Below are 25,827 nucleotides of genomic sequence, written 5' to 3'. Positions count from 1 at the left end.
TTTGGTCTTTATGCTGCTTCGCCAGTCTTGGCTGCTGAGCGTTCCCATACATATAAAGTTGCTGGTTCTGGTTCCCAGACTTTGGCTTTGTCGATGTTTGGTAGTGAAGCCAGTGCCTGATATTCAGACGCCATTGCCACATAGTCATCGGTTTCTGCCAGAACTGCGGGCTTGCAGGCAATCGGATCACGAATCACGGCAAAACCATCGCGTGTACCAATTGCAAAGGTAAAGAAACCATCCAAATCATCGAGGGCATGATTGAGTGCCTGTTCGAGGTTATCGCCTTCTTGTAAGCGCCAAGCGAGATAGCCCGCAGCCACCTCTGTGTCATTGTCAGTCTCAAAATGAATACCTTGGCGTTTCAATTCCTGACGTAAACGCGCATGGTTGGACAATGAACCGTTATGCACAAGGCAAAGATCTGCACCTGTTGAGAATGGATGACTGCCTTCCATAGTGACCGCGCTTTCGGTTGCCATACGGGTATGCCCGATAATGTGACTGCCTTTCATGTTGGCCAAGCCAAAGCGTTCAGAAATTTCCACAGGCAAGCCCATGCCTTTTAAAATTTCAATGCTTTGTCCGACACTCATGATTTTCAGTTCAGGCACAAGCTCAGTGATTGCTGCACGAACAGTCGTTTCATCTGCTTCGACTTTAAGCACGGCTGCCGTTGCGTTTTGGAACCAGTCAAACCCTGTACCGAGTTTGGCTTGCAGTTTTTCTGCAAATGCTTGCCAGTTAAAGTTTTCATCGGTAGTTTGCAAGGTCAGTTTGACCCAGCCATCTTGCACCTCATCGCCATAGATTGCAAAGCCTGCGCTGTCTGGCCCGCGTCCAGTCATCGCTTCAAGCATCGGTTCAAACAGTTTGCCCAGTTGAGATTCAAGTGCAGGGTTTTTTAAGTAAAGTCCGACAATGCCACACATAATGCTTACTCCAATAGATTCAATTCTGTTGATTTATCTTAAATTTAGAAAAATTCGGTATAACGCTGGATTTCCCAGTCAGACACATGTCGACTGTATTCCACCCATTCCATGCTTTTTTGATTGATAAACTCATCCACGATTTCTGCACCCATTTTTTCTCGGAACAGTGGGTCGGCTTTGAGTGCTTCAACCGCTTCTTTGAGTGACTGTGGCAAAGTTTCTATGCCACGTGCAGCAATCTCTTCCAGTCCGAGGCTGTACAGATTTTCATTGCAGGCTGCGGGTGGAGTCAGTTCACGTTCAATACCATCTAGCCCCGCAGCAATAATCGCGGCTGACACCAAGTAAGGATTACAACCTGCATCTGGAAGGCGCAGTTCAATACGACCATAAGGAATACGCACCATGGCTGAACGGTTGTTGGAACCATAAGCAATAAATGCAGGTGCCCATGTCGAACCAGACAATGAACGACCCACCACAAGGCGTTTATACGAGTTCACGGTTGGTGCACAGAAAGCACAGAGTGCTGGGCCATGTTCAAGTAAACCCGCAATAAAGTGATAGGCCATTTTGGATAAGCCCATACCGCTTGGGTCACTTGGGTCATGGAACAGGTTGCTAGATTCTTCACTGCCGATGGACAGATGGAAATGCATGCCGTTACCCGCACGTTTTGGATCAGGTTTTGGCATAAACGAGCAGATCATGCCCAGATCGTTGGCAATTTCACCTGCTGCCATACGGAAGAAAGTAAACATGTCTGCCGAATTCATGGCATCGCTGTAGGTATAGTTAATTTCAAACTGACCGTTGGCATCTTCATGGTCAATCTGGTAAATGTCGAAACCGACAGGAATCAAGGCTTCGGTTAAGCGCTCTAAAAACTCACGTGAACGCGATAAGCCTTTATAGTCATAGCAAGGTTTGTCGAGGTTGTCCGAGTCATCCACCATTTTCAGTGAACCATCTTCCGCACGGCGAAACAGGCTAAACTCTGGCTCTAAACCTGTATTGAGCGTCCAGCCTTTAGCACTTAAACGCTCAACTTGTTTACGGAGCACATAGCGCGAATCGTAAGGATGTGGCTGACCGTTGACATGACCTTCACAGACCACACGACCATAACCAGGTTGCCAAGGCACTGGGGTCAAGCTCGACAAATCGCCTTTTACCATGAAATCCGGACCGTGAGGCTGCATCCCCATGCCCGAGATGGCAAAACCTGCGAAACCAACGCCATCTTTCTCGATTGCCTTTAGTCCAGAAATGGGTACAGATTTGGTTTTTGCAGCACCATGAATATCGACAAACTGTGCCAATACATATTTTAATTGGTACTGATCAATCACCTGTTGAACCTCTGGACGATACATCGGTTTTTTGGTGAGTTGATGTTGATCAAACATCTCCGTTACGGCTTGCTGCAACATTTGGCATACTCCCATATGACAAAAACTAAATGTGGTGCAGAAAATGCATCTTTCTGTGCTTACATGGTTTTAAAAATTCCATTCAAGAAATTTTCTTTCCTAATAAGAAAGCAAATCCCTTGCCAACTTTGCAGCCATTAAAAAAAATTGTGATTTATTGGTAAAAATCGACTATATTTCCAACAAGAATATATATTTCTCAATAGGAATTTTATGTTTTGACAAAGTTCGTTTGCGCTTTGCAGTAAACTAGAAGGCAATATTGGTATCGAAATAGTGCAGGAATGAACCAGAATGAGACAAAGTAAAAATAGTTTAAAACTCGAACAATATATCGGCATTCAAATCAAACGCCATCGTCAAGAACAAGGTTTGAAATTGTCTGAAGTAGCACAAATCGCAGGAATCAGTCAGGGCATGCTCAGCAAAATTGAAAATGCTCAAGTCTCGACCAGTTTAGAAACCCTGAGCCGCCTGTGTGAAGTGTTGGGCATTCCGATGTCGACGTTATTTAGCCAATACGACCAGCAAGAAAGTCACGCCATGCTAGTCAAGTCGGGCGATGGTATGGAAGTGGTTCGCCGTGGTACGGAAAAAGGTCATACCTATCGTTTAATCACCCATTCACGTGGTCCACGTAAAAACTTTGAGGCGTATCTGGTCAGCATGGATGATGCCAGCGAGGAATTCCCGACTTTTGCCCATCCAGGTACGGAAATGTTGTATTTAGTAGAAGGTGAATTGTTGTATCGTCACGGGCATGAAGTATTTCATATGCAGCCAGGTGACTGTCTGACCTTAGAAGGTGAAATTCCGCATGGCCCAGAAAAGCTGATTCAGGTACCGATTCGCTTACTGTCTGTAATGAACTATGCGCAGCCACAAGAATAATTTTTAGATCACAGACAGGCATGATGTCTCTCCCAAATGCCTGTCTATAGACTTCTTTTCATCAGCCCCTTTTATTTCTCCCTATGGGATGAGGAACACTGTTCCACAAGGGAATGAGGGTGTAAGCAATTATGAAACAAGTCTAATGATCTCTTTTCCTCTCTCTTATTCCACACCGACAACATCACCCTGCTCAGCAAACGCCTCAATCACCCCTGTTGCTTTGAGCTGTCGCAATTCGCTTTCACTGCGATATTTTTTGAGTACAGACCAAGTATGCTCCCCTAAACGAGGCGGTGCTTGACGGTATTCAATCGGTGTGCCTGACAATTTAATTGGCGATGCAATCATTTTAAAATCCGAATTTTGCGGATGTGGCACATTCACAAGCATGTTACGTGCCTGTATCTGTGGTTCTTGCAAAGCGTCCTCGATGGAATTAATCATGCCCACAGGTACTTGTTTCGCATGGATACAATCCACCCAAAATTGTGCATTTTGAGTTAAAAAGTGCTGCTGCAATTGCTGAATCAAGGCATGCCGATGTTTAACCCGATCCTGATTTGAGTGAAAATCAGGATGCTCCCAAAGGTCTGCTCGCTGAATCGCCATACATAGATCTTTAAACTGTTTATCGTTACCACAGGCAATAATAAAGTCTTTATCTTTTGCCTTAAATGTTTGGTACGGCACAATATTGGGGTGAGTATTGCCCATACGGACAGGTGATTTTTCAGTCAGCAGATAGTTCATGCCCTGATTGGCCAAACCTGCAACCTGAACATCGAGCAGTGACAGATCAATATGTTGCCCTTTGCCTGTACTTAAGCGTGACCATAGTGCTGCCTGTATCGCAATGGTGGCATACAGCCCCGTTTGCAAATCGGTCACTGCAACCCCGACTTTTTGCGGCACGTTTTCTGGCTCACCCGTAATACTCATCAGCCCAGCCATACCCTGAATAATAAAGTCATACCCAGGTTCTGCCGCACGTGGCCCTGTCTGTCCAAAGCCAGTAATCGAGCAATACACCAGTCTTAGGTTGATCTTGCTCAGGCTGACATAGTCCAAACCATATTTGGCTAAAGAGCCTGCCTTATAGTTTTCAATCAGTACATCAGCATCCCTAACCATGTCCTGAATCAACAATTGACCTTCAGGTGAAGCAATATCGACTGCCACCGAATATTTATTGCGGTTTGCCGACTGATAATAACCCGCTTCTCGGGTGGCATCCCCCTGTTCATCGGGCATCCACGGCGGCCCCCACATACGGGTATCATCCCCGAGTTTGGGACGTTCAATCTTGATCACTTCTGCACCCAAATCTGCCAGAATCTGACCACACCAAGGGCCAGCCAGCACCCGACTCAAATCCAGCACACGTAATCCTGTTAATGCACCCATACACTCATCCTTTTCATGATAGAGATGGCATCCGTTTTTTGATGCCATCTTTTACAGTTCTTATGATTTTTGCGGATCGTACTGGCGATCACGGATAAAAATTCCAGGTAAAACCCCTGCGATAAAATATGCAGTCCCCATGACAATAAACGCACTGGCAAATGTGCCACCCGACGCCAAAAAGCCGATGGTTGCAGGCGCGATGGCTGCTCCGACACGCCCAATATTGTAAGCACCACCAATTGCTGTTCCACGTACATCGGTCGAGAAAGACTCCGCCATATAAGTTGCGTTGACTCCGTATGGAATGCCATACAGAAAACCAAAGGTAATCAGCAAATATAAAATGTTATCTGGCGTATTGAAGAAGATAATCACAGGCAGAAAAATGGCACTGGCTAAGGTTCCAAAGACGAACACTGCACGGCGATTGAACTTATCGGCAAGGTAACCTGCCAGAATTTTTCCAAGAATCATCGCGGTATATGAACCCACCATATAACTGGTCAAGGATTTAAAGTTCATATGCAATTCGGTTTCCAGATAACTTGGCATCCAGTTATTGATACCGTAATAACCGAACTGTAGAAAAAAGGCGGTGGTCATCCAGAGCAGGAACATTTTGCGGTGTTTTAGATTGGTAAAAATCTGCTGATAAATGCTGCGATTATTGGTTTGTGGTGTTTCTATTTGAATTGTTGTTTTTTCTGCGCTTAATGACTGGATTTTGGTCAGTTGCCATGACTTCGGTTCAGGAACAAAACGTCGTAGAAAAATATTGATCGCGGCAGGAATAACAGTAATGAAAAACAAAACACGCCAACCATGCTCAGGAATAATTGCCCCTGCCAAAATCGTTGCAACGATATACCCTACGGTTTGTCCTGTCTGTAAAGTGCCCAGTACAGTTGTGCGGTAACTGGTTGGAACATATTCTGCCATCAGGGTATTGCATGCCATATATAGCGCCCCGATTCCCAACGCACCAATAAACCTAAGTGCCATGAACTGCTCAAAAGTTTGGGTAAAACCGAGTAAACAGGTCGCCACGGAAAAGAAAGTCACCGAGTGGGCAATCGTTCTGACCCGACCAAACTTATCACATGCCCAGCCACCCAATATGCCGCCAATCCCCATACCCGCCAGAGATGCACTGCCGAGCGCACCTGCCTGAAGGGTCGATAAGCCAAATGCGGTTTTTAGACTGGTTAAGCTATAGGACAGCAACATGATATCGATGCCGTCCACCACCATGGCAAAGTAGGCAAACAGTAACGCCCATTTCCAAGTATTCGAGGTAATTTGTTCGTATGTTCCAATATTTGTCGGTAACGAACGGGGTAAATCTGTAACAACCGCTTGAACATCATTGTTCATCTTGACACCTCATTTTCCCAAATGAGTCTCGGTCATTCATCTGCAGGTCATGTGAAAATCGCTGTGCCTGTTTTTGTTGTATCCCTATTGCTTGGCAAAACGTTTTTCTGCATACCGCCTCTCCGTGATGAATCCCTGACTATGCTTTGTTTAGATTTTAAAAACAAATGTCTCCTCAAGATGCCCATGACGAGCATCTCCAAGAATTTTCAAATAAAAAGGGGTTATCTAGTTGGCAAATGCAGCGATGCCTGTTTGTGCACGCCCCAAAATCAAGGCATGAATGTCATGTGTGCCTTCATAAGTGTTCACGACTTCCAGATTGACCAAATGACGGGCAATGCCAAATTCATCACTAATCCCGTTGCCACCCAACATGTCGCGGGCTAGACGGGCAATGTCCAGTGCCTTACCACAGTTATTGCGTTTAATTAAGGATGTACCTTCGACTGCCGCAAGACCTTCATCTTTCATGCGTCCAAAACGCAAGGCAATCTGTAAGCCAAGTGCAATTTCGGTTTGCATATCAGCCAGTTTTTTCTGAATCAGCTGATTGGCAGCTAAAGGACGACCAAACTGATGGCGGTCTAAAGTGTATTGACGTGCGGTATGCCAGCAAAATTCTGCGGCACCCATCGCACCCCAAGCAATGCCGTAACGCGCACTATTCAAACAGGTAAATGGACCTTTTAAACCACGCACTTCAGGGAAAGCATTTTCTTCAGGAACAAATACGCCATCCATGACAATTTCCCCTGTAATGGAAGCACGCAAGCCAACCTTGCCGTGAATTGCAGGAGCAGATAATCCCTCCCAGCCTTTTTCCAGAATAAAACCGCGGATATCACCGACATGACCTTCTGCCGACACTTCTTTTGCCCAAACCACAAATACATCGGCAATCGGGCTATTGGTAATCCACATTTTTGAGCCTGTAAGGCGATAACCACCAGCCACTTTTTTGGCACGCGCCAACATGCCTGCAGGGTCTGAACCGTGATCTGGTTCAGTTAAGCCAAAACAGCCAATGTATTCACCTGTCGCCAGTTTCGGCAGATATTTCTGTTTTTGCTGCTCAGTTCCAAATTCATTAATCGGCACCATCACCAAGGAACTTTGCACGCTTGCCATAGAGCGGTAACCCGAATCAACGCGCTCGATTTCACGGGCAATCAGACCATAGCTGACATAATTGAGCCCTGCACCGCCATATTGTTCAGGAATGGTCGGCCCAAGCAGACCCAACTCGCCCATTTCACGAAAAATACGCGGATCTGTGGTTTCATGGCGGAATTGTTCCAGCACACGTGGCATGAGTTTATCCTGACAGTACGCTGCCGCTGCATCACGAATCATGCGTTCTTCTTCAGCCAGTTGTTGCTCCAGTAAAAATGGATCTTCCCAGTTAAATTGAACACGTGCAGATTTTTTTGTTTTCTCGACCATTTGATTCATCGCTTCCCTAGCCTTTTCTGGTTTGTCTTTTCCTTCATGCTACGATCAGTCAGTTTAGACGGCAAACGATTATTTCTCATACAGTCATGCGGTTTACGCATATCTTAGCGAATCTAATCTCAATGAAAATGCTTACTCAAAGCATGAATGTGATGATGAAGCCTTCTCGTTTTGACTCATATTTCAGGATGAGTGGCACAGCCGTGTAAAGACAACCTACTTAGGCACTCAAAATATATTGTGAGGATACTCTCTACAAAACTCGCTCAAGATTATTTTTATAAAAACAATTTAAAAACATAATATTAAAAAGATTTTAGCTCAAACAATACAGATAAGATTTTCGTATATCTAATTTTTTAAACACGACTTATCGGGTTAAGGTGATTAAGAAAAGAGCATTTAAATTCAGTAATTTTTCTATTTTTATAGAACGAAGATTTTATTTTTAACGCTAATCTATGTTATTTCTAAATACCTCAATCTAAAAATCCACCGATATGACAAGGATCGTGATATGCGTCGGATGATTCCATCTTTACAGTCACTGATTTGCTTTGAATCTGCTGCCAAACATAAAAGTTATACTTACGCGGCGCAGGAACTGTGCATTACCCAAAGTGCAGTTTCCAGACAAATCCAGCAATTAGAAGAATTTCTCAACCTTGCCTTGTTTCATCGTACCCGTCACGGTGTTGAATTGACGCTGGCAGGTGAGCAATATTTTAAAAGTATCAAGTCTTCTTTATTGAGCATTGAACAAAGCACTATAGATCTGATGTCGCATAAAGGGCTTGGTGGCACGTTGAAACTCGGTGTTGTGCCCACCTTTGCCACACGCTGGCTACTACCGCGACTATATCGTTTCAATCAGATCTATCCTGAAATTACTGTCCACCTTGAAACCAGTACCAAACCCTTTTTGTTTAGCGAACATATTTTCGATGCGGCAATTTATGCAGGTACCCCTGCTCAGGTCGAAAACTGGGCAGGTGCAAAAGTGCAGTTTCTGATGCAAGAAGATGTGGTTCCTGTGTGTTCGAAACAGCTCATTCAAAAATATTGCCCAGAAGTCCAGTTGGACCAGTTTCAACACATTGATTTGAGTGCCGAACAGCTCAGCCGACTGCCACTTTTACAACAAACCACACGACCTTATATCTGGAAAGAATGGTTTCATACCGCAGGCTACGATCACCCGTATGCGACAGATGGTCAGCGGCACGAACTGTTTTCCATGCTTGCCGTTGCAGCTACCCACCACATGGGAGTTGCACTGATTCCACAAATGCTACTTGAAAAAGAATTGAATAACGGTGACTTGGTCATTGCATCCAAGCTGAAACTAATGGGTTCGCGTTCGTATTATTTTGTTTATTCGGAGCAGCAAAACAGTGCGCTGATTTTAAAATTTATTGAATGGCTGGAACATGAAACACAAATTTATCAGAATAAAAATACAACCTGTGCCATGCAATCTGACACAGCAGCAACATAGATAGAAAAATCTTCTCTCATTTTTTCACGCAATAAAAAAAGCCTCAAGATCAAATCTTGAGGCTTTTTAAATTTTGGAGCGGGAAACGAGACTCGAACTCGCGACCCCAACCTTGGCAAGGTTATGCTCTACCAACTGAGCTATTCCCGCAATATGGACGCATTATAGAGTTTTTCAAAAAGCTGTCAACTCTTTTGGCATCCAAGTGTCTAATTAATCAGCACGACGCCAAACAGTACCCTGACGGGTATCTTCCAAAACTACGCCTTGATCTAGCAATGACTGGCGGATTCCATCAGCTTTGGCAAAGTCTTTGGCTTTTTTGGCATCTTGACGTTGCTGAATCAAATCTTCGATTTGTTCTTCAGACAAGCCCAAAGCATCCTGACCAATATCTGACTTTAAGAAGTCTTCAACATTGTGCTGTACCAAACCTAAAATATTGGTCAGATGACGCAGTGTTGAATAATAAACGGCTGCCTGTTCGGCATTTTCTTCTTTCACTGCACGGTTGAGTTCTTTGTTAACTTCAAACAGCACGGCAATTGCTTCAGCCGTATTGAAATCATCACGCATTGCACTATTGAAACGTTCAACCAACTCATGATCTAAAGTTTCAACGGTCTTTTCGCCATACACTTGTTGATAGGCTTTAAATGAATGATAGAAACGGGTTAGCGTAGTTTTCGCTTCTTTTAATGCCACATCCGAGAAATTGACTGGGCTGCGGTAATGTGAAGACACAATAAAGTAACGGATCACTTCAGGATGGAATTTATCCATCACATCGCGAATGGTAAAGAAGTTGCCCAAAGACTTCGACATTTTTTCGCCATCGACATTAATAAAGCCGACATGCATCCAGTAGTTGACATACTGTTCGCCTGTTGAAGCTTCACTTTGTGCAATTTCATTTTCATGGTGTGGGAACATCAAGTCTGAACCACCACCGTGAATGTCAAAATGGTTGCCCAAGCAACAGGTTGACATCGCTGAACACTCAATATGCCAGCCTGGACGACCCTGTCCCCAAGGTGAAGCCCAAGCAGGTTCATTGGCTTTGGCATGTTTCCAAAGTACAAAGTCAAATGGGTGCTTTTTCTCAACTTCGACATCGACACGATCTGAAGCGCCCGCTTGCATGTCATCCAGTTTACGACCCGACAAACGACCATATTTGGCAAATTTTTCAACCTGAAAATAGACGTCGCCATTGCTTGCAGGATACGCTGCACCTTTCTCAACCAAGTTGCCAATCATGCTTTGCATCTGGTCAATATACTCAGTCGCACGTGGTGCTTCGTCTGGATGCAAACAGCCCAGATTTTCAGCATCTTCATTCATGGCCTGAATAAAGCGATCAGTCAATGCGGTGATGCTTTCGCCATTTTCATTGGCACGTTTAATAATCTTGTCGTCAATATCGGTGATATTGCGCACGTATTTGACATTCCAACCCTGACTACGTAAAAAACGAATAATGTAATCAAATGCAACCATGACTCGAGCATGCCCAATATGACAATAGTCATAGACGGTCATACCGCAAACATACATGTCGATATGCCCTGCTTTACGGGGTACAAATTCAACTTTTTTACGTTGCTCAGAGTTATATAAAACAAAGGGTTGCATATAAAGTCTTCAAATGTTCAAACTAAAGATGCCTCATCATAACTGATGCACAATATTTCACAAAGTTTTATCCCTAAAAAATATAAGATAACCATCGACATAAATAAGCTGAAGTTGCGGTTAGATTAGGGAACTTGTCAATGGTGTCAGCATCGCCTTCATGTCATATCTGGTTTAAGTTGTTTTCGCCAACAATGCAGGCCATAGATGAAATGTCAACACACCCTATTTATGTTAGAATCAGATCTATTGTTGAATCAAACCTTGAATATATTTTCCAGCTGTATTTTGGTAAGGTAGCTAATTTTGAACTCCCCACACATCATGAATCCTATTGATTTTAAAAAAGTCGCCCTAGAAACTTTAAAGATTGAACAGCAAGCGTTAGATGTTTTAGCCACACAAATTGATGAACATTTCGTCAAGGCCTGTGAAATTATTTTACAGTGCAAAGGTCGTGTGGTCGTTACAGGCATGGGGAAATCTGGGCATATCGGGCGCAAAATGGCGGCGACCTTTGCCTCTACAGGTACACCATCTTTCTTCATGCATCCTGGTGAAGCAGGTCATGGCGATTTAGGCATGCTGGTCAAAGGTGATGTGCTGATTGCCATTTCCTACTCAGGGAAAAGCGATGAAATCATGATGCTCATGCCACTGATTAAACATGTGGGTGTACCGCTCATTACCATTAGTGGCAATAACAAAGGCCCAATGCCACAAAATGCCGATGTTGCCCTGACCTTAGGTGACATTCAGGAGGCTTGCCCGCTGGGTCTTGCACCGACTTCAAGTACCACAGCGACTTTAGCTTTGGGCGATGCTTTGGCTGTCGCTTTACTAGAAGCACGCGGCTTTACTTCCGATGATTTTGCTCGTTCTCATCCTGCAGGGGCTTTAGGCAAGCGCCTACTTTTGCATGTTAAACACATCATGCACACAGGCGAAGAACTGCCTAAAGTATCTCCAGACACCCCAATGAACCACGTCCTGTATGAAATCTCGGATAAACGTTTAGGTTTGACCACAGTCGTTGATCAAAACGATACTTTACTGGGTATTTTTACTGACGGAGACTTGCGTCGTTTGATTGATAAACAGCAAGGCTTTGATGTAAACCTACCTGTCGAAAATGTGATGATTAAAAAACCTGCCACCATTTCTTCTGAAACTCGTGCAGTAGATGCGTTAGAGCAATTACGTGATCGAAAAATTAATCAATTTGTTGTCGTAGATGATCAAAATAAAGTGATTGGTGTAATTAGTATGCATGACCTGATTCAAGCTGGAGTAGCGTAACCCATGGCATCTTATGTATTGTTAGAACAAGCCAGCCATATTAAAGCTTTGGTTTTAGATGTTGATGGTATCTTAAGTGATGGCTTTGTAACCTTCACCAACACAGGCGATGAAATCAAATCTTTCGATATCCGTGATGGTTTGGGTATGAAACTGGCACAACAGGCTGGTTTAAAAGTAATTGTCATTACAGGGCGCAAAAGCCATATTGTTGAAAAACGTATGTCTGACCTCAAAGTTGACTTGGTTTTTCAAGGTCGTGAAGATAAAGGCATGGCACTACGTGAAGCATGTGCACAATTTAACCTATTACCACAAGATTGTTTATACATGGGCGATGACTGGCCAGACCTGTCAGCATTTGCGATTGCAGGCATGAAAGTGACTGTTCCAAATGGCCATGTTGAAGTACGTCGCCGTGCAGATTTAGTGACCCAAGCCATGGGTGGACGTGGTGCTGTACGCGAAGTATGCGATATGCTGTTACAGGCAAAAGGGGTTTACGAGGAATTCTTGAAAAATTCACTGCTGTCCCGCATTAACTGATAATTGTTTGATAAACTACGCTTATGGATACTAAAACTTTATATATCGCAGCGATTGTAATTGGCACCATAAGCGGTGGTTACTATTACTTTAGCGGCAAAAGTAAAAAACTGGATGTCGATTCGGCTCGCAATATGACCTATTCGGCCAAAGACGTAAAAATCACCCAAACTGATCAACAAGGGCATGTGTCTGTACGCGCCTCGGTTGATGAAATGGCACAAAATAAACAAAACAATACATCTCAGTTATATAACTTCAATGCGACAACATATAGTCATGGTAAAATCGATGCAACCTATACTGCATCTCGTGCCGATGGCTACGATGACAATCAGAAAGTAATATTATCTGGTAATGTGGTTGCCCACAAAAATACCGCTCAAGGCGTGATGACGCTACGGACTGATCAATTGACTGGCTATCCAAAAACCCGACAGCTTGAAACCACACATATGGTGACTGTCGATTCTGCACAGAGTCAGTTTATAAGTCATGGCCTAAAAGCCGACTTAAACTCAGGACAATACGAGTTTTTCAATATTAGAGGAAACTATGCTCCTAAATCCTAAACATTCACATGTTAAAACGGTCTTCAATGTTGTCATTTTAGGAGCCCTGTCTTGCACGGCAATGTCAGCCTTTGCACTACCCACTGACCGTAACCAGCCCATTTCTCTTGTTGCCGATCGTGCAACTTATAATGATAAAACTGGTTATACCACCTATTCAGGTAATGTGGTTATTGAACAAGGCTCTATGAAGTTACAAGCTGATTCAGTCACTGCACAGCTCAACAAAAATCGTCAAATCAGCACAGTAACAGCTAATGGACACCCTGCTCGCTTCCAGCAAAAAACCGATCCAAACAAAGGTTTTGCTCGTGGCGAAGGACAAAAGATTATCTACAATGCAGACACAGGAATTTTAACCTTAAATGGTAATGCCTATGTCAATCAGGATGGTGCAAGTGTACGTGGTGCAACCCTACGTTACAGCATGAATAAAGGCGATATTGAAGCTGTAGGCAGTTCATCAGGTGGTGCAGCAACTTCGACTAGCCCAGGTCAAAATAAAGGTCGTGTTCAGATTGTGATTCCACCAAACTCTTCACAGTCTGCTCCAGGAGCAAAAAGTAAATGAGTGATGTCTTCATCAATCAGCCACAAACGCTCCGTATCCATCATCTTGCCAAAAACTATAGCAAGCGCTGGGTAGTTAAAGACGTTTCTTTTGAAATGCACAGTGGTCAAATTGTGGGTTTGCTAGGTCCAAACGGTGCAGGTAAAACCACCAGTTTCTACATGGTGGTGGGTCTTGTACGTATGGATAAAGGTGAAATTTATCTTGATGATCAAGATCTGTCACACTTTGCCATGCATGAACGTGCCCGCAAAGGCATTGGCTACTTACCACAAGAAGCTTCGATTTTCCGAAAACTAACTATTGCTGAAAATATCATGGCAATTTTGGAAACTCGTAAAGAATTAAACAAAGCCCAACGTGAACAACGCCTGAAAGAATTGCTGGATGACTTTAAAATCAGCCACATTAAAGATTCTTTAGGTATGAGTGTATCAGGTGGTGAACGTCGTCGTGCAGAAATTGCCCGTGCTTTGGCCGCCAACCCTAAATTTATGTTGCTCGATGAACCGTTTGCAGGGGTTGACCCAATTTCGGTAGGCGACATTAAAGAGATTATTCAGAACTTGAAAAACCGCGGTATTGGTGTGTTAATTACTGACCATAACGTACGTGAAACACTGGCGATTTGCGAAAAGGCTTATATTGTTAGTGAAGGTGCTGTAATTGCAGAAGGTACAGCCCAAGAAATTCTGGAAAATGCTACAGTGCGTGAAGTTTATTTAGGTGAAGATTTTACCGTGTAAATTTTAGTTTGCTCAGCATTTTCAAAGCTGTATATTGCAAAATATACGGCTTTTTTTAGCATTCAATTTTAAGATAAGGCAAGACCAGTGGCGGATCAAATTAAGAAAAAAGGCTCATCTATTACGCGTGTACTCGAAATTATCGAGGCCATTGCAACAGCACAACATCCTCCTACTCCTCTCGATTTAGCTATTGCCCTTGATATTCCCAAACCAAGTATTCATCGTTTATTGCAGACCTTAGAAAAAGAAGGATTCATTAAACTCGATACCTATGGCGGGTATGTTGTTGGGCAACGCACTCATGCCTTACTGGTCAGTTCATGGAATCAGGAACCTAAAAAAATTGAACGATTGGCGATTTTACAAAAACTGTCGGATCAAATTGGTGAAACCTGTGGTATTGCGATTTTACAAGACAATGAAATGCTGTATACCGATCGGGTACAAACCAACTGGCCCCTGCAAGTATATCTGCCTGTAGGGTCAAAAGTTCCACTATGGTGTACGTCGAGCGGTAAGCTGTTTTTAAGTTATCTGGATAAAGAGCGTCTGAGCAATGTACTGAAACATTTGCCGATTCAGCCAATGACCAAAAATACCATCATTGACAAAGCAGCGCTTGAGCAAAATTTACATCGTATTTTTGAGCAACAGTTAGGCACTGATAATGAAGAGTTTATTGCGGGGATGGTGGCCTGTTCTGTACCCATTTTAAATGCCGAGCAGCAGATTGTCGCGTGTCTATATACTCATGCACCGACCATTCGCAAGTCACTACAGGATTTGATGGAGTATGAGCCTGCATTACGCGAGGCAGCACAGGAACTCAGTCAACTCATTCAGCAAACATAATTAAACAAGTATTTAAAAAATATTAAATCATTGAAAATAAATAATAAATTTCAATATTTAAACCTTATTGTTTTAACCTACATTTCAAGCTCAAGATTCGGGTTTGCCTATTTTTCCCAAAAGAAAAGTAGGCAAAAGTATTTGTCAGTTGCAAACTCGGTCAAATATCATCACTGTTTTAATATATTTAAAAACAGTATGTTACAAATGTAACTATGACATCAACATACAACTGACCTTTACATAGACCCTATTGTGTTTATAGGTTTCTATATGGAATTCAGATTAATTCAGCGTTGGCATTGAAAATTGCACACCTTCACGGACATTGCTCGATGGCCAGCGTTGGGTAATGGTTTTACGGCGTGTATAGAAACGTGCACCATCTGGCCCATAAGCATATAAATCACCAAACAATGAGCGTTTCCAGCCACCAAAGCTATGATAAGCCACAGGGACAGGCAGTGGGACATTTACCCCAACCATGCCAACTTGGATATGATCGGTAAAGTAACGTGCTGCTTCACCATCGCGGGTATAGATACAAGTACCATTGCCATATTCATGATCGTTGATCAGTTGCATGGCTTCTTGCATGGTCGCAACACGAATCACTTGCAGTACAGGCCCAAAAATTTCCTGTTTATAGCTGAGCATGTCTGGGCTGACATGGTCAATAAGAGTTGCACCAACAAAGTAACCCTTTTCATAGCCTTCTGGTGCAGCATGACGTCCATCGACCACCACGATTGCACCCTGCTGCTCTGCACTGTCAATATGCCCAATCACTTTGGCTTTATGTTCAGCAGTAATCACGGGGCCAAAATCATTGTCTTTATTGGCAAAGTGTCCGTATTTCAAACCTTGCATACGTTCACTGAGTTGTTGCACCAAGGCATCGGCAGTTTCATCGCCTACCGCAACTGCAACCGATAGTGCCATACAACGCTCGCCTGATGAACCGAACGCTGCACCGAGTAATGAACTCACTACATTTTCAAGGTCGGCATCTGGCATCACAATTGCGTGGTTTTTCGCACCACCAAGCGCCTGACAGCGCTTACCTGTTGAAGTCGCAGTCTGATAAATATATTCAGCAATAGGGGTTGAACCCACAAAGCTCACCGCTTGTACACGTCGATCATGCAGCAAGGTGTCTACCGCGACTTTGTCACCATTCACCACGTTAAACACGCCATCTGGCAAACCTGCCTGTTTCAATAATTCAGCAAGGAACAGGGTTGAAGATGGATCTTTTTCTGATGGCTTCAAGACAAAGCAGTTACCACAGACAATCGCCATCGGGAACATCCACAATGGCACCATCACAGGGAAGTTAAACGGCGTAATTCCCGCCACTACACCGAGCGGTTGAAACTCACTCCATGAGTCAATCGATGGTCCAACATTTTTGCTAAATTCGCCTTTTAAAAATTCTGGCGCACCACAAGCATATTCAACATTTTCAATGCCGCGTTGCAACTCGCCTGCGGCATCATGCACGATCTTGCCATGTTCAGCCCCGATCAGTTCACAGATTTTATCGGCATGCTGTTCAAGCAATTCTTTAAATTTAAACATGACACGCGCACGTTTAATCACAGGCGTATCGCGCCATTCTGGGAATGCAGCTTGTGCAGCAGCAATCGCCTGCTCAACAGTTTCTACACTGGCAATCGCAACTTCCTTGCTTTGCTCACCCGTTGAAGGGTTATAAACCGCCTGGGTACGGGCATGCTCGTAACACAGTTTGCCTTGAATAAAATGACCAATCATGTCCATTGTGGGAGTTCCTCATTATGATTCTAAGATCAAGTTTCTTTCATAAGTTCTTTTTATTTCTCCCTCTAAGAGAAATATAAAGAAGGTGTAAAAATGATGAAAGTAGTCTAGTGTTGATTTAAAAATAGGCCATTCATTGCCATAATTTTTGATACAGCTGTATCATTTCTTCGGCGCTTGGTACAACTGGATTATTGTTCGGTGAACCCGATGCCAAGGCCTGTTCTGCCATCGTTTCAACCACGGCATCAAACTCGGTTTTGTTTACCCCAAACTCAGCCAAGGTCGGTACTTTGAGTTCTTGGTTGATGTGCTCCAGTGCAGCCACCAGTTTCTGGTTGGCAAGATCAGTCGCATCATTGGGTTCTGCAACACCCATCATTTTGGCACAAGTCGCATAACGCTCAGGTGCAGCATTTATCGAATATGCAGTGATCATTGGCAGCAACATGGCATTGGAAAGCCCATGCGGCACATGAAAAAATGCCCCGATCGGACGGCTCATGCCATGCACCAAGGCGACCGACGCATTGGAAAATGCAATGCCTGCCAATGTTGCGCCTAGCATCATCTGTTCACGTGCTGTCACATCTTCAGGGTGTTGATAGACTTGAATCAGGTTTTGACCAATTAACTTCATGGCAGCCAATGCCTGTGAGTCACTGTATAAATTGGCTTTTTTACTGACATAGGCTTCAATGGCATGTGTAAGCGCATCAATGCCTGTATCGGCAGTGGTACGTGCAGGCAAACTTAGCGTCAGTTCATAATCGACAATTGCCGCAACAGGTAAAAAACCAATTCCCGTACACAGCATTTTTTCATGCGTGACATCATCGGTAATAATGGTGAATTTGGTGCATTCCGAACCTGTGCCTGCGGTGGTTGGCATGGCAATGATGGACAACCCAGTTTCCGTGACCTGACGTGGAAATTTATAGTCACGAACTTCGCCACCAAATTTCCCTAAAATGCCAATTGCTTTGGCGCTGTCAATCACACTGCCACCGCCAATCGCAATGATCACGTCATAATCTTGAGACTGAACTTTTTCTACGCCCGCAGCAATCGAACTGGCCGTCGGCTCTGGAATGGTGTCAGCAAAGTAATCGGTTGAGATATTGGCTTGAGTTAAGATTTTTTGTAATTCATCTACATAGCCCAAGGATAGCATCACCCGATCGGTAATAATTAAGGGTTTGCTTACCCCTAAAGTCGTTAAAATCTCAGGTAACTGACTGCGGGCATTGCGACCAATTTCTAAAATACGCGGTAAAACAATACGGTGTGACATAGTTTCCCTCTATTGCACCATCACAACCAATCAGTCTTTTGAGTCATTGTGATGGCATTCAAGCTGATCGGTTTGCATAATGATGAAGCTATCCTGAGCTTTTTTATTTTTTAAAACGATACATATCGTATCATTATTAAATGAATATAAATTAACTTTCGCATCCTCGCAAATGATTTTTGATCAATTTTAGTCAATATTTAATTCTTTCTATTTTCGGTAGCAGTCATTACAAAATTAAAAAAACCGCTCTATTGAGCGGTTGGAGATCAAAACTTAAATAGAATTTTTAAACTAGCGATAAACAATCCCGCCATCGGTCAAAATCGACTGACCTGTAATATAGTCCGAATCTTCACTGGCTAAGAATGCCACCAGAGCTGCCACGTCATCTGGAGTTTCAGCACGCCCTAAAGCAATTCCTTCAACATATTTCTTGTAGGTTTCACCAATCGCCGCCCCCGTAATTTCAGAAAAGCGTTTATCGATTTCCACCCACATGTCTGTACCTACAATCCCGGGACAGTAGCCATTTACGGTAATGCCCTGACTGGCATATTCTTTGGCAGCTGCCTGTGTCAGCGCCCGCACTGCAAACTTGGTCGCCGAATACACGCCCAATAAAGCAAAACCATCATGCCCTGCAATCGAACAGGCATTGATAATTTTGCCTTTTTGCTTGCGTTGCTGAAATTTCTTGGCGGCTGCCTGTATGCCCCATAGCACCCCACCAATATTCACATCGACAATTTTATGAAATTCCGCAGGGGTAACATCGGCAAGTGCGTGAACCTGTGCAATCCCTGCGTTATTGATCATGATATCGAAACCGCCCAAACTGCTTTCAGCATGATCAATCGCAAATGCGACCTGTTCCAACTGGCTGACATCCGCAATAAAAGTACTAGCTTGTACACCAAGTGCCTGTACTTCCTGCTGCACATGCTGTAATTTTTCCTGATGCATATCAACCAATGCCACATGTACGCCTTCTTGTGCCAGACGTAGTGCAATTCCGCGTCCAATACCCTGTGCTGCACCTGTCACCAAGGCAACTTTATTGTGTAATCCTCTTGGCATCATTTTATCCTTTTTATCTAATTTTCAGGACAATCCTGCTCCTGTGTTCAAAATGACTTCTCTCAGCTCGATCACTACAAATAAATAGCAACGATTCGTATTTCACCAAGAGAAGTCAGTGCTTCATCCATAAAAATCTTAAGGATGAACAATAATTTTCACCGCCGATTCATTGTTATGAATCAGGGTTTCAAAGCCTTGTGAAATCAGATCATCCAGTTGAATGCGCTGGGTAATAAACGGCTCAAGATTGATCTTGCCTTGCTCAACCAGTTTGATGGTTTCCTGATGATCATTGACATAGGCAATCGTGCCGCGCACATCCAGCTCTTTCATGACCACGCTATGCACATTGATGCTGGCTGGATGACTCCAGATCGACACGATCACAATCACACCTGTCGGTTTGGTGGCAGCCACCAATGTGTCTAAGACCTTGTTGACGCTACTGCATTCAAAGGCAACATCGACACCACGATCTTGGGTAATTTTCATGACTTCTGCGACTACATCGACCTGTGATGGGTCAAGAATATAATCGGCAACACCAGATTCTTTGGCTTTTTCCTTACGCTTGCTACTCAGTTCAGTGACGATCACGGTTAAGCCTTTGGCTTTGAGAATCGCAGACAGCAATAAACCAATCGGCCCTGCTCCTCCCACCAAAGCGATATCGCCTGCTTTAGCACCACTACGCACATAGGCATGATGCCCCACTGAAAGCGGCTCAATTAGCGCAGCCTGATCGAGCGGAATGTTGTTGGAAATCGGATGTACCCAGCGGCGTTTGACCGCAATTTTTTCCGATAATCCACCGCCTCGACCACCCAAGCCAATAAAGTTCATATTTTTGGAGAGATGGTAGTTTTCACCTGGTCCTGTCGGTACATCATCAGCAATGATATAGGGTTCAACCACCACATGTTGTCCCACCTGAATGTCGGTTACCCCTTCACCCACTGCATAAACCACCCCTGAAAATTCATGTCCCATCGTGATCGGTGCAGATTCACCCGAAATCGGGTGTGGATGCCCACACGGTGGAATAAAAATCGGACCTTCCATAAACTCATGCAGATCTGTGCCGCAAATTCCACACCATGCCACTTGAATGCCAACGGTGCCTGCACTCACTTCAGGTTCTGGAATATCTTCAATGCGGATATCCCCTTTGTCATAAAAACGTGCTGCTTTCATTGTTTTGTATCCATAAAAAAGGCATATGCCATACTGATTAGACTTCTTTTATAAGGCTCTTTTATTTTTCTTTCGCCACATTGAAATATATTGCAATCTGGCTCAGGGAAAAAGAAAGAGGATGTAAGCAGTTATGAAAGAAGTCTATTTCTTAAAAAGCTAAATATGAATCGCGCGTTGCATGGATGCCAAAATCGATTCATGCATCGCTTCCGACAAGGTCGGATGTGGAAAAATCACCTGCGCCAGCGTGGCATCAGTCGCTTCCAAATATTTAGCGATCGCAAAACCCTGTATATGCTCGGTGACTTCATGCCCCACCATATGTGCGCCAAGCAATTCGCCTGTTTCCGCATGCATAATGGTTTTGACAAAGCCTGCACTATCTCCCAAAGCCAGCGCCTTACCATTAGCAGACAGTGGAAACTTACCAATATGAATCGGCAAGTTTTGTGCTTTAGCCGCCGCTTCATGCAGCCCGATACTGGCCACTTGTGGATGGGTAAAAATACAGCCTGGAATCTGACTACGATCTAAGGCATGTACCCCCTGCACCCCTGCAATTTTTTCCACACACAAAATACCTTCATGGCTGGCTTTATGTGCCAAACACGGTGCACCTGCCACATCACCAATCGCATATAGCCCTACAACATTGGTTTTGCAGTAGGCCTCGGTCTGGATAAAGCCTTGAGGATTCAATTCAACGCCTAAATCTTCCAAACCCAAATGTGCAGTGTTAGGCTGCACCCCAATTGCTGAAAGCACCCGATCAAACTCAAGTGTCTGTTCACCTTGTGGCGTAGTCAGTACACATTGCACTTGTTCATTCACAATACGGATACTTTGAATCGCCGATTGGGTCAGCACCTGCATGCCTTTTTGCTGAAACTGTTTTTGCACGTACTGGGCAACTTCGGCATCTTCGGTCGGTAAAATTTGCTTGGCAATATCAATCAACGTGACCTGACAGCCCAAGTCCTGATACAAACTAGCAAACTCGCTACCGATTGCGCCCGAACCGACCACCAGTAAATGCTTTGGCAATTGTTCAGGAACTAATGCTTCTTTATAACTCCAGACATATTTGCCATCGACAGGCAGTTGTGGCAAATGTCGTGCCTGTGCGCCTGTCGCCAAGATAATATGGGGTGCAGTTAAAATCTGCTGTTGACCCTTGGCATCGGTCAGTTGCAGGGTTTCTTTGCCGATCAGTTTAGCTTTGGCATCGAACACCGTAACCTGATTTTTTTTCAGCAAATGTGCAATACCCTGTACCAGTTGTGCTGACACCTGACGGCTATGCTTGACCAGTTGTTGCAGGTCAAACTCAAGCTGTGACACCTGAAAACCAAACTGTCCCGCATGTTTAAACTGAGTGGCCAGTTCTGCGCCTGCGAGTAAGGCTTTGGTCGGAATACAGCCCCAGTTCAGACAAATCCCACCCAAATGCTGCGCTTCAACAATCGCAGTGTTCAGTCCGAGCTGGGCTGCACGAATGGCAGCCACATATCCCCCCGGTCCTGCACCAACCACCACCACATCAAATTGTGTTTCTGACATGTGGCTTCTCCTAGACCAAAATCAGGGCTGGGTTTTCAACAAACTGCTTGAAGCTTGCCAAAAATTTTGCCCCAACTGCACCATCAATCACACGGTGATCACAGGACAAGGTCGCTGTCACCATTTCTCGAACCACAATTTCACCTTGCTCAACTACAGCACGTGCTTCGGATGCGCCAAGTGCCATAATCGCGCCTTGTGGCGGGTTAATAATTGCATCGAACTGTTTAATCCCGAGCATACCCAAATTGGAAATACTGAAACTGCCCCCCTGAAACTCGTCAGGCTGTAATTTTCCAGTTTTGGCACGGGTTGCCAGATCGCGCATTTCCGTTGAGATTTCGGACAGTGACTTTTGATTGGCAGCTTTCACAATCGGGGTGATTAAACCGTTGGGAATCGCCACCGCTACCGAAATATCAGCCTGAGCAAATTGCAAAATAGACTGGGTCGCTTCATCAAACTGCACATTGACCTCAGGTACTTTGAGCAATGCTGCGGCTGCCGCTTTAATCAACATATCGTTAATTGATAATTTCACCTGCGGAACACTGTCATTAATCTGCTTACGCAGGTTTTGCATAGCCTCAACATTGAGATCTACCGTTAAACGGAAATGCGGGGCATTGCGTTTCGCGGCTTGCAGGCGCGAAGCAATCGCTTTACGCATAGCATTTAAGGCGATCGAAGTGACCTGATTTTTCGGTGCAGCATCTGAACTGATCGCAGAAGATTGTGCACACGTTGTACTTGGATTGTCGCGATGATGCAGCGCTTCAACATCTTCCTTACACACGCGTCCGCGTGAACCTGACACACGGCAGTCGTGCAGGTTGATGCCCCACTGTTTTGCCAAACGGCGCGCAACAGGCGTTGCCAAAACCTTGCTGTCATCGGCAGTAGATTTAGCAACTTTAGCTGAGGGCTGGGCTTGAACTTTTACATCTGCCCACTGTCCACCTGCCGCACGCACTGCAGTTTGAATGTCCTGAACACTGATACGCCCTTCACGCCCTGAGCCTGAAACTTTTGCCAGATTCACATTATATTTTTCAGCCAGTTTAAGTGCATGTGGCGTCGTAAAAACTTCAACATCAGCTTGAAAGCCCTGCAATGCCGCAGGCACAACATAACCCGTTTGCATCGTGGCAGGTGCTTTAGTGACTGGCGCAGTCGCACTTGCCACAGGTACAGGCTGTGCTGTAACTTCAGCTTGCGGTGCGGTTGCCGCGACGGCAGCTTCAGTCTGAACCACAGGGGTGGCATTGGCTATTTTCCCACCTAAAGACTGCACAAACTGTTCAATTTCAGCATCGGAAACACCAGTTTCTGCACAAACAGCAATCAGCCCACCGACAGGTAAAGTATCGCCATCTTTGGCAATAATTTTACGCAAAGTTCCATCAAAGGGAGCTTCTAACACATTGACGATTTTAGTGGTTTCAATTTCACAGATTTCCTGACCTTTGGTGAAGCTGTCACCTTCCTGAATCAGCCATTGTGCAATCGTACCTTCTTCCATCGACAATCCCCATTTCGGGATTTCTAAGGTTCTGATTTCGCTCATCCTAAGCCTCCAATACTTTACGCACTGCCTGTTCAATTCGTTCTACGCTTGGCATCCATTCTTTTTCTAATACAGGTGAAAATGGTACTGGCGTATGCGGTGGGGTGACGAGTTCAATCGGTGCTTTTAAATAATGGAAACCTTTTTGTGCAATCAGGGCAGCAACATCATGCCCGAAACCACAGCGTGCTGCCGATTCATCCACAATCACCACACGCCCTGTCGATGCCACCGATTCCAAAATACCTTCTTCATCCAAAGGTGAAATAGTACGCGGATCAACTACTTCCACTGAAATACCTTCTTTTGCCAGTTTGTCGGCGACTTCATTGGCACGATGTACCATCAAACTGAGTGCAATAATGGTGATATCAGTGCCTTGACGAGTGTAATTCGCTACGCCAAATGAAATGGTATAGGCTTCGTCTGGGACTTCGCCTTTAATGTCATACAGCATTTTGTGCTCACAAAACACCACTGGGTCGTCATCACGAATCGCCTGAATCAGTAAGCCTTTGACATCATAAGGGCTAGATGGCACCACCACCTTTAAGCCTGGCACAGAAGTAAAGACGTTATACGGTGACTGAGAATGCTGCGCAGCCGCAGAGAAACCAGCACCAATCATACCGCGCACGACCATTGGAGCTTTGGCTTTACCACCAAACATGTAACGGAATTTCGCAGCTTGGTTATACAGCATGTCATGGCAGACGCCATAAAAATCCATAAACATCAAATCAACTACAGGACGCAAGCCTGTTGCCGATGCACCTGCTGCCATCCCCACCAATGCAGACTCGGTAATTGGCGTGTCAATCACACGTTCCGAGCCAAATTCTGTCCATAGCCCTTTGGTCACGCCCAATACGCCACCAAAACCTTCTAATTTATTTTCATCAGTATTTTTACCACCATGTCCACCACGAACATCTTCACCCATCACCACCACAGTCGGGTCACGGCGCATTTCCAGCTCAATAGCTTCTTTCACAGCATTACGATAACTTTTATTTGGCATCTTGCTATTCCCTTAACTCTTTTCCCTTAATAGGAAACATAAACGTCAGTGAGTAATTGTTCTGGTTGTGGGTAAGCGGCTGCACGAGCCTTCGCCACTGCATCATCTACATTGGCTTTCGCTGCAGCATCAATCGCATCCAGCTTGGCAACATCGACTTTACCTTTGACTTTTTTACGGAAAATTTTCAGTGGGTCTTTATGTTCTTTGACATAGTCCACTTCTTCTTTGGAGCGGATCAATCCCGGATCACCCTCAAAGTGCCCATAAAAACGGTTGGTCACGGTTTCAATCACGCTTGGGCCTTCACCACGGCGCGCACGCTCAATGGCTTTTTTCGCAGCTTCATACACGGCAAAAAAGTCTGTACCATCGACCTTGACCGCAGGTAAACCAAAACCTGCTGCACGCCCTGCAATATCTTTACTGCCGACCGCGTAGTCATGTCCTGTACCTTCACCAAAACCATTGTTTTCAAATACAAAAACAACAGGAAGATTCAGCACCACTGCCATATTCATGGCTTCGAAAGTCAAGCCTTGGTTGGAACCACCATCGCCTGTAAAGGACAAACCAATACCACCTGTTTTCAGGGTTTTCGCTGTCAACGCTGCACCAATTGCCAAAGGAGGACCACCGCCCACAATCCCGTTTGCGCCGAGCATCCCCTTGTCCAGATCGGCAATATGCATCGAACCGCCTTTACCGCGGCACAAACCATCATCTTTCCCGAAGATTTCCAGCATCATGGCGTGAATATCACAGCCCTTGGCAATACAGTGCCCATGTCCACGGTGGGTCGAGGTGATGTAGTCTTTATCGGTCAAATTTTCACAGATACCCACCGCAACCGCTTCTTCACCACTATATAGGTGAATGAACCCCGGAATATCACCATTGGTATTTTCTTCGTGAAGTCGATCTTCAAACTCACGAATATCCCGCATACGTTTATATGCGGCAAGTAATTGCTCTTCAGTAAGCTGCATGTCCATATCCCTTATATTTTAAAATTGTCTTTAAAATAAAATTAACTCGATGATTTTATTTAAATCATCAATATTAAAACTCTTTCACAAACCCATTTAATTTTCCCTTCATGC

Annotated in this window: 21 protein-coding genes, 1 tRNA gene and 1 pseudogene; 8 read left to right on the top strand and 15 right to left on the bottom strand. The window is 44.5% G+C overall.

The window, feature by feature from the left end:
* Positions 1 to 8: 8 nt before the first annotated feature.
* Together ACX1N5_RS04965 and glnT are read right to left on the bottom strand one after the other, a co-directional pair.
* Positions 9 to 932: a class II glutamine amidotransferase gene (locus ACX1N5_RS04965; protein ID WP_458800378.1), complete on the bottom strand. Its 924-nt coding sequence runs from the start codon at positions 930 to 932 to the stop codon at positions 9 to 11.
* Between the two features lie 44 nt (positions 933 to 976).
* The gene (gene glnT, locus ACX1N5_RS04960; RefSeq protein ID WP_004900693.1) at positions 977 to 2,368 is read right to left on the bottom strand and encodes a type III glutamate--ammonia ligase; all 1,392 of its coding nucleotides are present in this window, start codon (positions 2,366 to 2,368) and stop codon (positions 977 to 979) included.
* A 294-nt stretch (positions 2,369 to 2,662) separates the two neighbouring features.
* Here glnT and ACX1N5_RS04955 point away from each other — a divergent pair, with 294 nt between their 5' ends.
* Entirely contained in the window at positions 2,663 to 3,259 is a 597-nt protein-coding gene (locus tag ACX1N5_RS04955) for a helix-turn-helix domain-containing protein (protein WP_131379833.1), read from the top strand.
* Positions 3,260 to 3,424: 165 nt separating this feature from the next.
* Here the strand turns inward: ACX1N5_RS04955 and ACX1N5_RS04950 are convergent, their stop codons facing one another.
* From ACX1N5_RS04950 to ACX1N5_RS04940, 3 genes are all read right to left on the bottom strand, one after another.
* Positions 3,425 to 4,666, bottom strand: coding sequence for a CaiB/BaiF CoA transferase family protein (locus ACX1N5_RS04950; protein ID WP_458800381.1), 1,242 nt, complete (start codon positions 4,664 to 4,666; stop codon positions 3,425 to 3,427).
* A 60-nt stretch (positions 4,667 to 4,726) separates the two neighbouring features.
* On the bottom strand, positions 4,727 to 6,043 hold the full coding sequence (locus ACX1N5_RS04945) for an MFS transporter (RefSeq protein ID WP_458800383.1): 1,317 nt from the start codon (positions 6,041 to 6,043) through the stop codon (positions 4,727 to 4,729).
* A 228-nt stretch (positions 6,044 to 6,271) separates the two neighbouring features.
* A complete protein-coding gene (locus tag ACX1N5_RS04940; protein WP_458800385.1) occupies positions 6,272 to 7,498 on the bottom strand; it encodes an acyl-CoA dehydrogenase in 1,227 nt (408 codons plus the stop codon).
* 517 nt (positions 7,499 to 8,015) lie between these two features.
* On the opposite strand from ACX1N5_RS04940, the gene ACX1N5_RS04935 reads away from it, so the two are divergent.
* On the top strand, positions 8,016 to 8,996 hold the full coding sequence (locus tag ACX1N5_RS04935) for a LysR substrate-binding domain-containing protein (protein ID WP_458800387.1): 981 nt from the start codon (positions 8,016 to 8,018) through the stop codon (positions 8,994 to 8,996).
* Between the two features lie 74 nt (positions 8,997 to 9,070).
* Here the strand turns inward: ACX1N5_RS04935 and ACX1N5_RS04930 are convergent.
* Positions 9,071 to 9,146: transfer RNA gene (locus tag ACX1N5_RS04930), tRNA-Gly, on the bottom strand.
* Between the two features lie 63 nt (positions 9,147 to 9,209).
* Entirely contained in the window at positions 9,210 to 10,631 is a 1,422-nt protein-coding gene (cysS, locus tag ACX1N5_RS04925) for a cysteine--tRNA ligase (protein ID WP_458800388.1), read from the bottom strand.
* Positions 10,632 to 10,952: 321 nt separating this feature from the next.
* Here cysS and ACX1N5_RS04920 point away from each other — a divergent pair, with 321 nt between their 5' ends.
* The 6 genes and pseudogenes from ACX1N5_RS04920 (at position 10,953) to ACX1N5_RS04895 (ending at position 15,220) form a co-directional block, all read left to right on the top strand.
* Complete coding sequence (locus ACX1N5_RS04920; protein ID WP_458800668.1) at positions 10,953 to 11,930, top strand: KpsF/GutQ family sugar-phosphate isomerase; 978 nt, start codon at positions 10,953 to 10,955, stop codon at positions 11,928 to 11,930.
* A 3-nt stretch (positions 11,931 to 11,933) separates the two neighbouring features.
* A pseudogene (locus tag ACX1N5_RS04915) lies at positions 11,934 to 12,472 on the top strand (KdsC family phosphatase).
* Positions 12,473 to 12,499: 27 nt separating this feature from the next.
* Positions 12,500 to 13,048 carry an LPS export ABC transporter periplasmic protein LptC gene (gene lptC / locus ACX1N5_RS04910; RefSeq protein WP_458800390.1) on the top strand — a complete coding sequence of 183 codons (549 nt, stop codon included), beginning with the start codon at positions 12,500 to 12,502 and terminating at the stop codon, positions 13,046 to 13,048.
* Positions 13,032 to 13,619 (top strand): lipopolysaccharide transport periplasmic protein LptA, encoded by a 588-nt coding sequence (gene lptA / locus ACX1N5_RS04905; RefSeq protein ID WP_004751658.1) that lies wholly within the window; start codon positions 13,032 to 13,034, stop codon positions 13,617 to 13,619. Before lptC ends, lptA begins: the two co-directional genes overlap by 17 nt.
* A complete protein-coding gene (gene lptB / locus ACX1N5_RS04900) occupies positions 13,616 to 14,365 on the top strand; it encodes an LPS export ABC transporter ATP-binding protein (protein ID WP_458800393.1) in 750 nt (249 codons plus the stop codon). Before lptA ends, lptB begins: the two co-directional genes overlap by 4 nt.
* 99 nt (positions 14,366 to 14,464) lie before the next feature.
* On the top strand, positions 14,465 to 15,220 hold the full coding sequence (locus tag ACX1N5_RS04895) for an IclR family transcriptional regulator (RefSeq protein ID WP_458800670.1): 756 nt from the start codon (positions 14,465 to 14,467) through the stop codon (positions 15,218 to 15,220).
* Between the two features lie 285 nt (positions 15,221 to 15,505).
* On the opposite strand, the gene ACX1N5_RS04890 is transcribed toward ACX1N5_RS04895, so the two are convergent.
* The 8 genes from ACX1N5_RS04890 to ACX1N5_RS04855 form a co-directional block, all read right to left on the bottom strand.
* On the bottom strand, positions 15,506 to 17,002 hold the full coding sequence (locus ACX1N5_RS04890) for a CoA-acylating methylmalonate-semialdehyde dehydrogenase (protein WP_458800395.1): 1,497 nt from the start codon (positions 17,000 to 17,002) through the stop codon (positions 15,506 to 15,508).
* A 133-nt stretch (positions 17,003 to 17,135) separates the two neighbouring features.
* Positions 17,136 to 18,296: an iron-containing alcohol dehydrogenase gene (locus tag ACX1N5_RS04885; protein ID WP_458800397.1), complete on the bottom strand. Its 1,161-nt coding sequence runs from the start codon at positions 18,294 to 18,296 to the stop codon at positions 17,136 to 17,138.
* A gap of 294 nt (positions 18,297 to 18,590) precedes the next feature.
* Positions 18,591 to 19,376 (bottom strand): acetoin reductase, encoded by a 786-nt coding sequence (locus ACX1N5_RS04880; RefSeq protein WP_458800399.1) that lies wholly within the window; start codon positions 19,374 to 19,376, stop codon positions 18,591 to 18,593.
* Between the two features lie 138 nt (positions 19,377 to 19,514).
* A complete protein-coding gene (locus tag ACX1N5_RS04875) occupies positions 19,515 to 20,573 on the bottom strand; it encodes a 2,3-butanediol dehydrogenase (RefSeq protein WP_458800401.1) in 1,059 nt (352 codons plus the stop codon).
* Between the two features lie 159 nt (positions 20,574 to 20,732).
* Positions 20,733 to 22,136, bottom strand: a complete 1,404-nt coding sequence (lpdA, locus tag ACX1N5_RS04870) for a dihydrolipoyl dehydrogenase (protein WP_458800403.1) — start codon at positions 22,134 to 22,136, stop codon at positions 20,733 to 20,735.
* Between the two features lie 10 nt (positions 22,137 to 22,146).
* Positions 22,147 to 23,703 carry a 2-oxo acid dehydrogenase subunit E2 gene (locus ACX1N5_RS04865; RefSeq protein WP_458800405.1) on the bottom strand — a complete coding sequence of 519 codons (1,557 nt, stop codon included), beginning with the start codon at positions 23,701 to 23,703 and terminating at the stop codon, positions 22,147 to 22,149.
* A 1-nt stretch (position 23,704) separates the two neighbouring features.
* Positions 23,705 to 24,724: an alpha-ketoacid dehydrogenase subunit beta gene (locus tag ACX1N5_RS04860; protein ID WP_458800407.1), complete on the bottom strand. Its 1,020-nt coding sequence runs from the start codon at positions 24,722 to 24,724 to the stop codon at positions 23,705 to 23,707.
* A 26-nt stretch (positions 24,725 to 24,750) separates the two neighbouring features.
* Positions 24,751 to 25,713, bottom strand: coding sequence for a thiamine pyrophosphate-dependent dehydrogenase E1 component subunit alpha (locus ACX1N5_RS04855; RefSeq protein WP_131379858.1), 963 nt, complete (start codon positions 25,711 to 25,713; stop codon positions 24,751 to 24,753).
* Positions 25,714 to 25,827 lie beyond the last annotated feature (114 nt).

Source organism: Acinetobacter sp. ANC 4636, assembly GCF_054454555.1.
This window is presented reverse-complemented; position numbering and strand designations above follow the sequence as displayed.

What these genes read in the sequence shown, in the direction of transcription:
- ACX1N5_RS04965 (WP_458800378.1), bottom strand. Translation starts at nt 932, where the DNA reads ATGTGTGGCATTGTCGGACTTTACTTAAAAAACCCTGCACTTGAATCT.
- glnT (WP_004900693.1), bottom strand. Translation starts at nt 2,368, where the DNA reads ATGTTGCAGCAAGCCGTAACGGAGATGTTTGATCAACATCAACTCACC.
- ACX1N5_RS04955 (WP_131379833.1), top strand. Translation starts at nt 2,663, where the DNA reads ATGAGACAAAGTAAAAATAGTTTAAAACTCGAACAATATATCGGCATT.
- ACX1N5_RS04950 (WP_458800381.1), bottom strand. Translation starts at nt 4,666, where the DNA reads ATGGGTGCATTAACAGGATTACGTGTGCTGGATTTGAGTCGGGTGCTG.
- ACX1N5_RS04945 (WP_458800383.1), bottom strand. Translation starts at nt 6,043, where the DNA reads ATGAACAATGATGTTCAAGCGGTTGTTACAGATTTACCCCGTTCGTTA.
- ACX1N5_RS04940 (WP_458800385.1), bottom strand. Translation starts at nt 7,498, where the DNA reads ATGAATCAAATGGTCGAGAAAACAAAAAAATCTGCACGTGTTCAATTT.
- ACX1N5_RS04935 (WP_458800387.1), top strand. Translation starts at nt 8,016, where the DNA reads ATGCGTCGGATGATTCCATCTTTACAGTCACTGATTTGCTTTGAATCT.
- cysS (WP_458800388.1), bottom strand. Translation starts at nt 10,631, where the DNA reads ATGCAACCCTTTGTTTTATATAACTCTGAGCAACGTAAAAAAGTTGAA.
- lptC (WP_458800390.1), top strand. Translation starts at nt 12,500, where the DNA reads ATGGATACTAAAACTTTATATATCGCAGCGATTGTAATTGGCACCATA.
- lptA (WP_004751658.1), top strand. Translation starts at nt 13,032, where the DNA reads ATGCTCCTAAATCCTAAACATTCACATGTTAAAACGGTCTTCAATGTT.
- lptB (WP_458800393.1), top strand. Translation starts at nt 13,616, where the DNA reads ATGAGTGATGTCTTCATCAATCAGCCACAAACGCTCCGTATCCATCAT.
- ACX1N5_RS04890 (WP_458800395.1), bottom strand. Translation starts at nt 17,002, where the DNA reads ATGGACATGATTGGTCATTTTATTCAAGGCAAACTGTGTTACGAGCAT.
- ACX1N5_RS04885 (WP_458800397.1), bottom strand. Translation starts at nt 18,296, where the DNA reads ATGTCACACCGTATTGTTTTACCGCGTATTTTAGAAATTGGTCGCAAT.
- ACX1N5_RS04880 (WP_458800399.1), bottom strand. Translation starts at nt 19,376, where the DNA reads ATGCCAAGAGGATTACACAATAAAGTTGCCTTGGTGACAGGTGCAGCA.
- ACX1N5_RS04875 (WP_458800401.1), bottom strand. Translation starts at nt 20,573, where the DNA reads ATGAAAGCAGCACGTTTTTATGACAAAGGGGATATCCGCATTGAAGAT.
- lpdA (WP_458800403.1), bottom strand. Translation starts at nt 22,136, where the DNA reads ATGTCAGAAACACAATTTGATGTGGTGGTGGTTGGTGCAGGACCGGGG.
- ACX1N5_RS04865 (WP_458800405.1), bottom strand. Translation starts at nt 23,703, where the DNA reads ATGAGCGAAATCAGAACCTTAGAAATCCCGAAATGGGGATTGTCGATG.
- ACX1N5_RS04860 (WP_458800407.1), bottom strand. Translation starts at nt 24,724, where the DNA reads ATGCCAAATAAAAGTTATCGTAATGCTGTGAAAGAAGCTATTGAGCTG.
- ACX1N5_RS04855 (WP_131379858.1), bottom strand. Translation starts at nt 25,713, where the DNA reads ATGCAGCTTACTGAAGAGCAATTACTTGCCGCATATAAACGTATGCGG.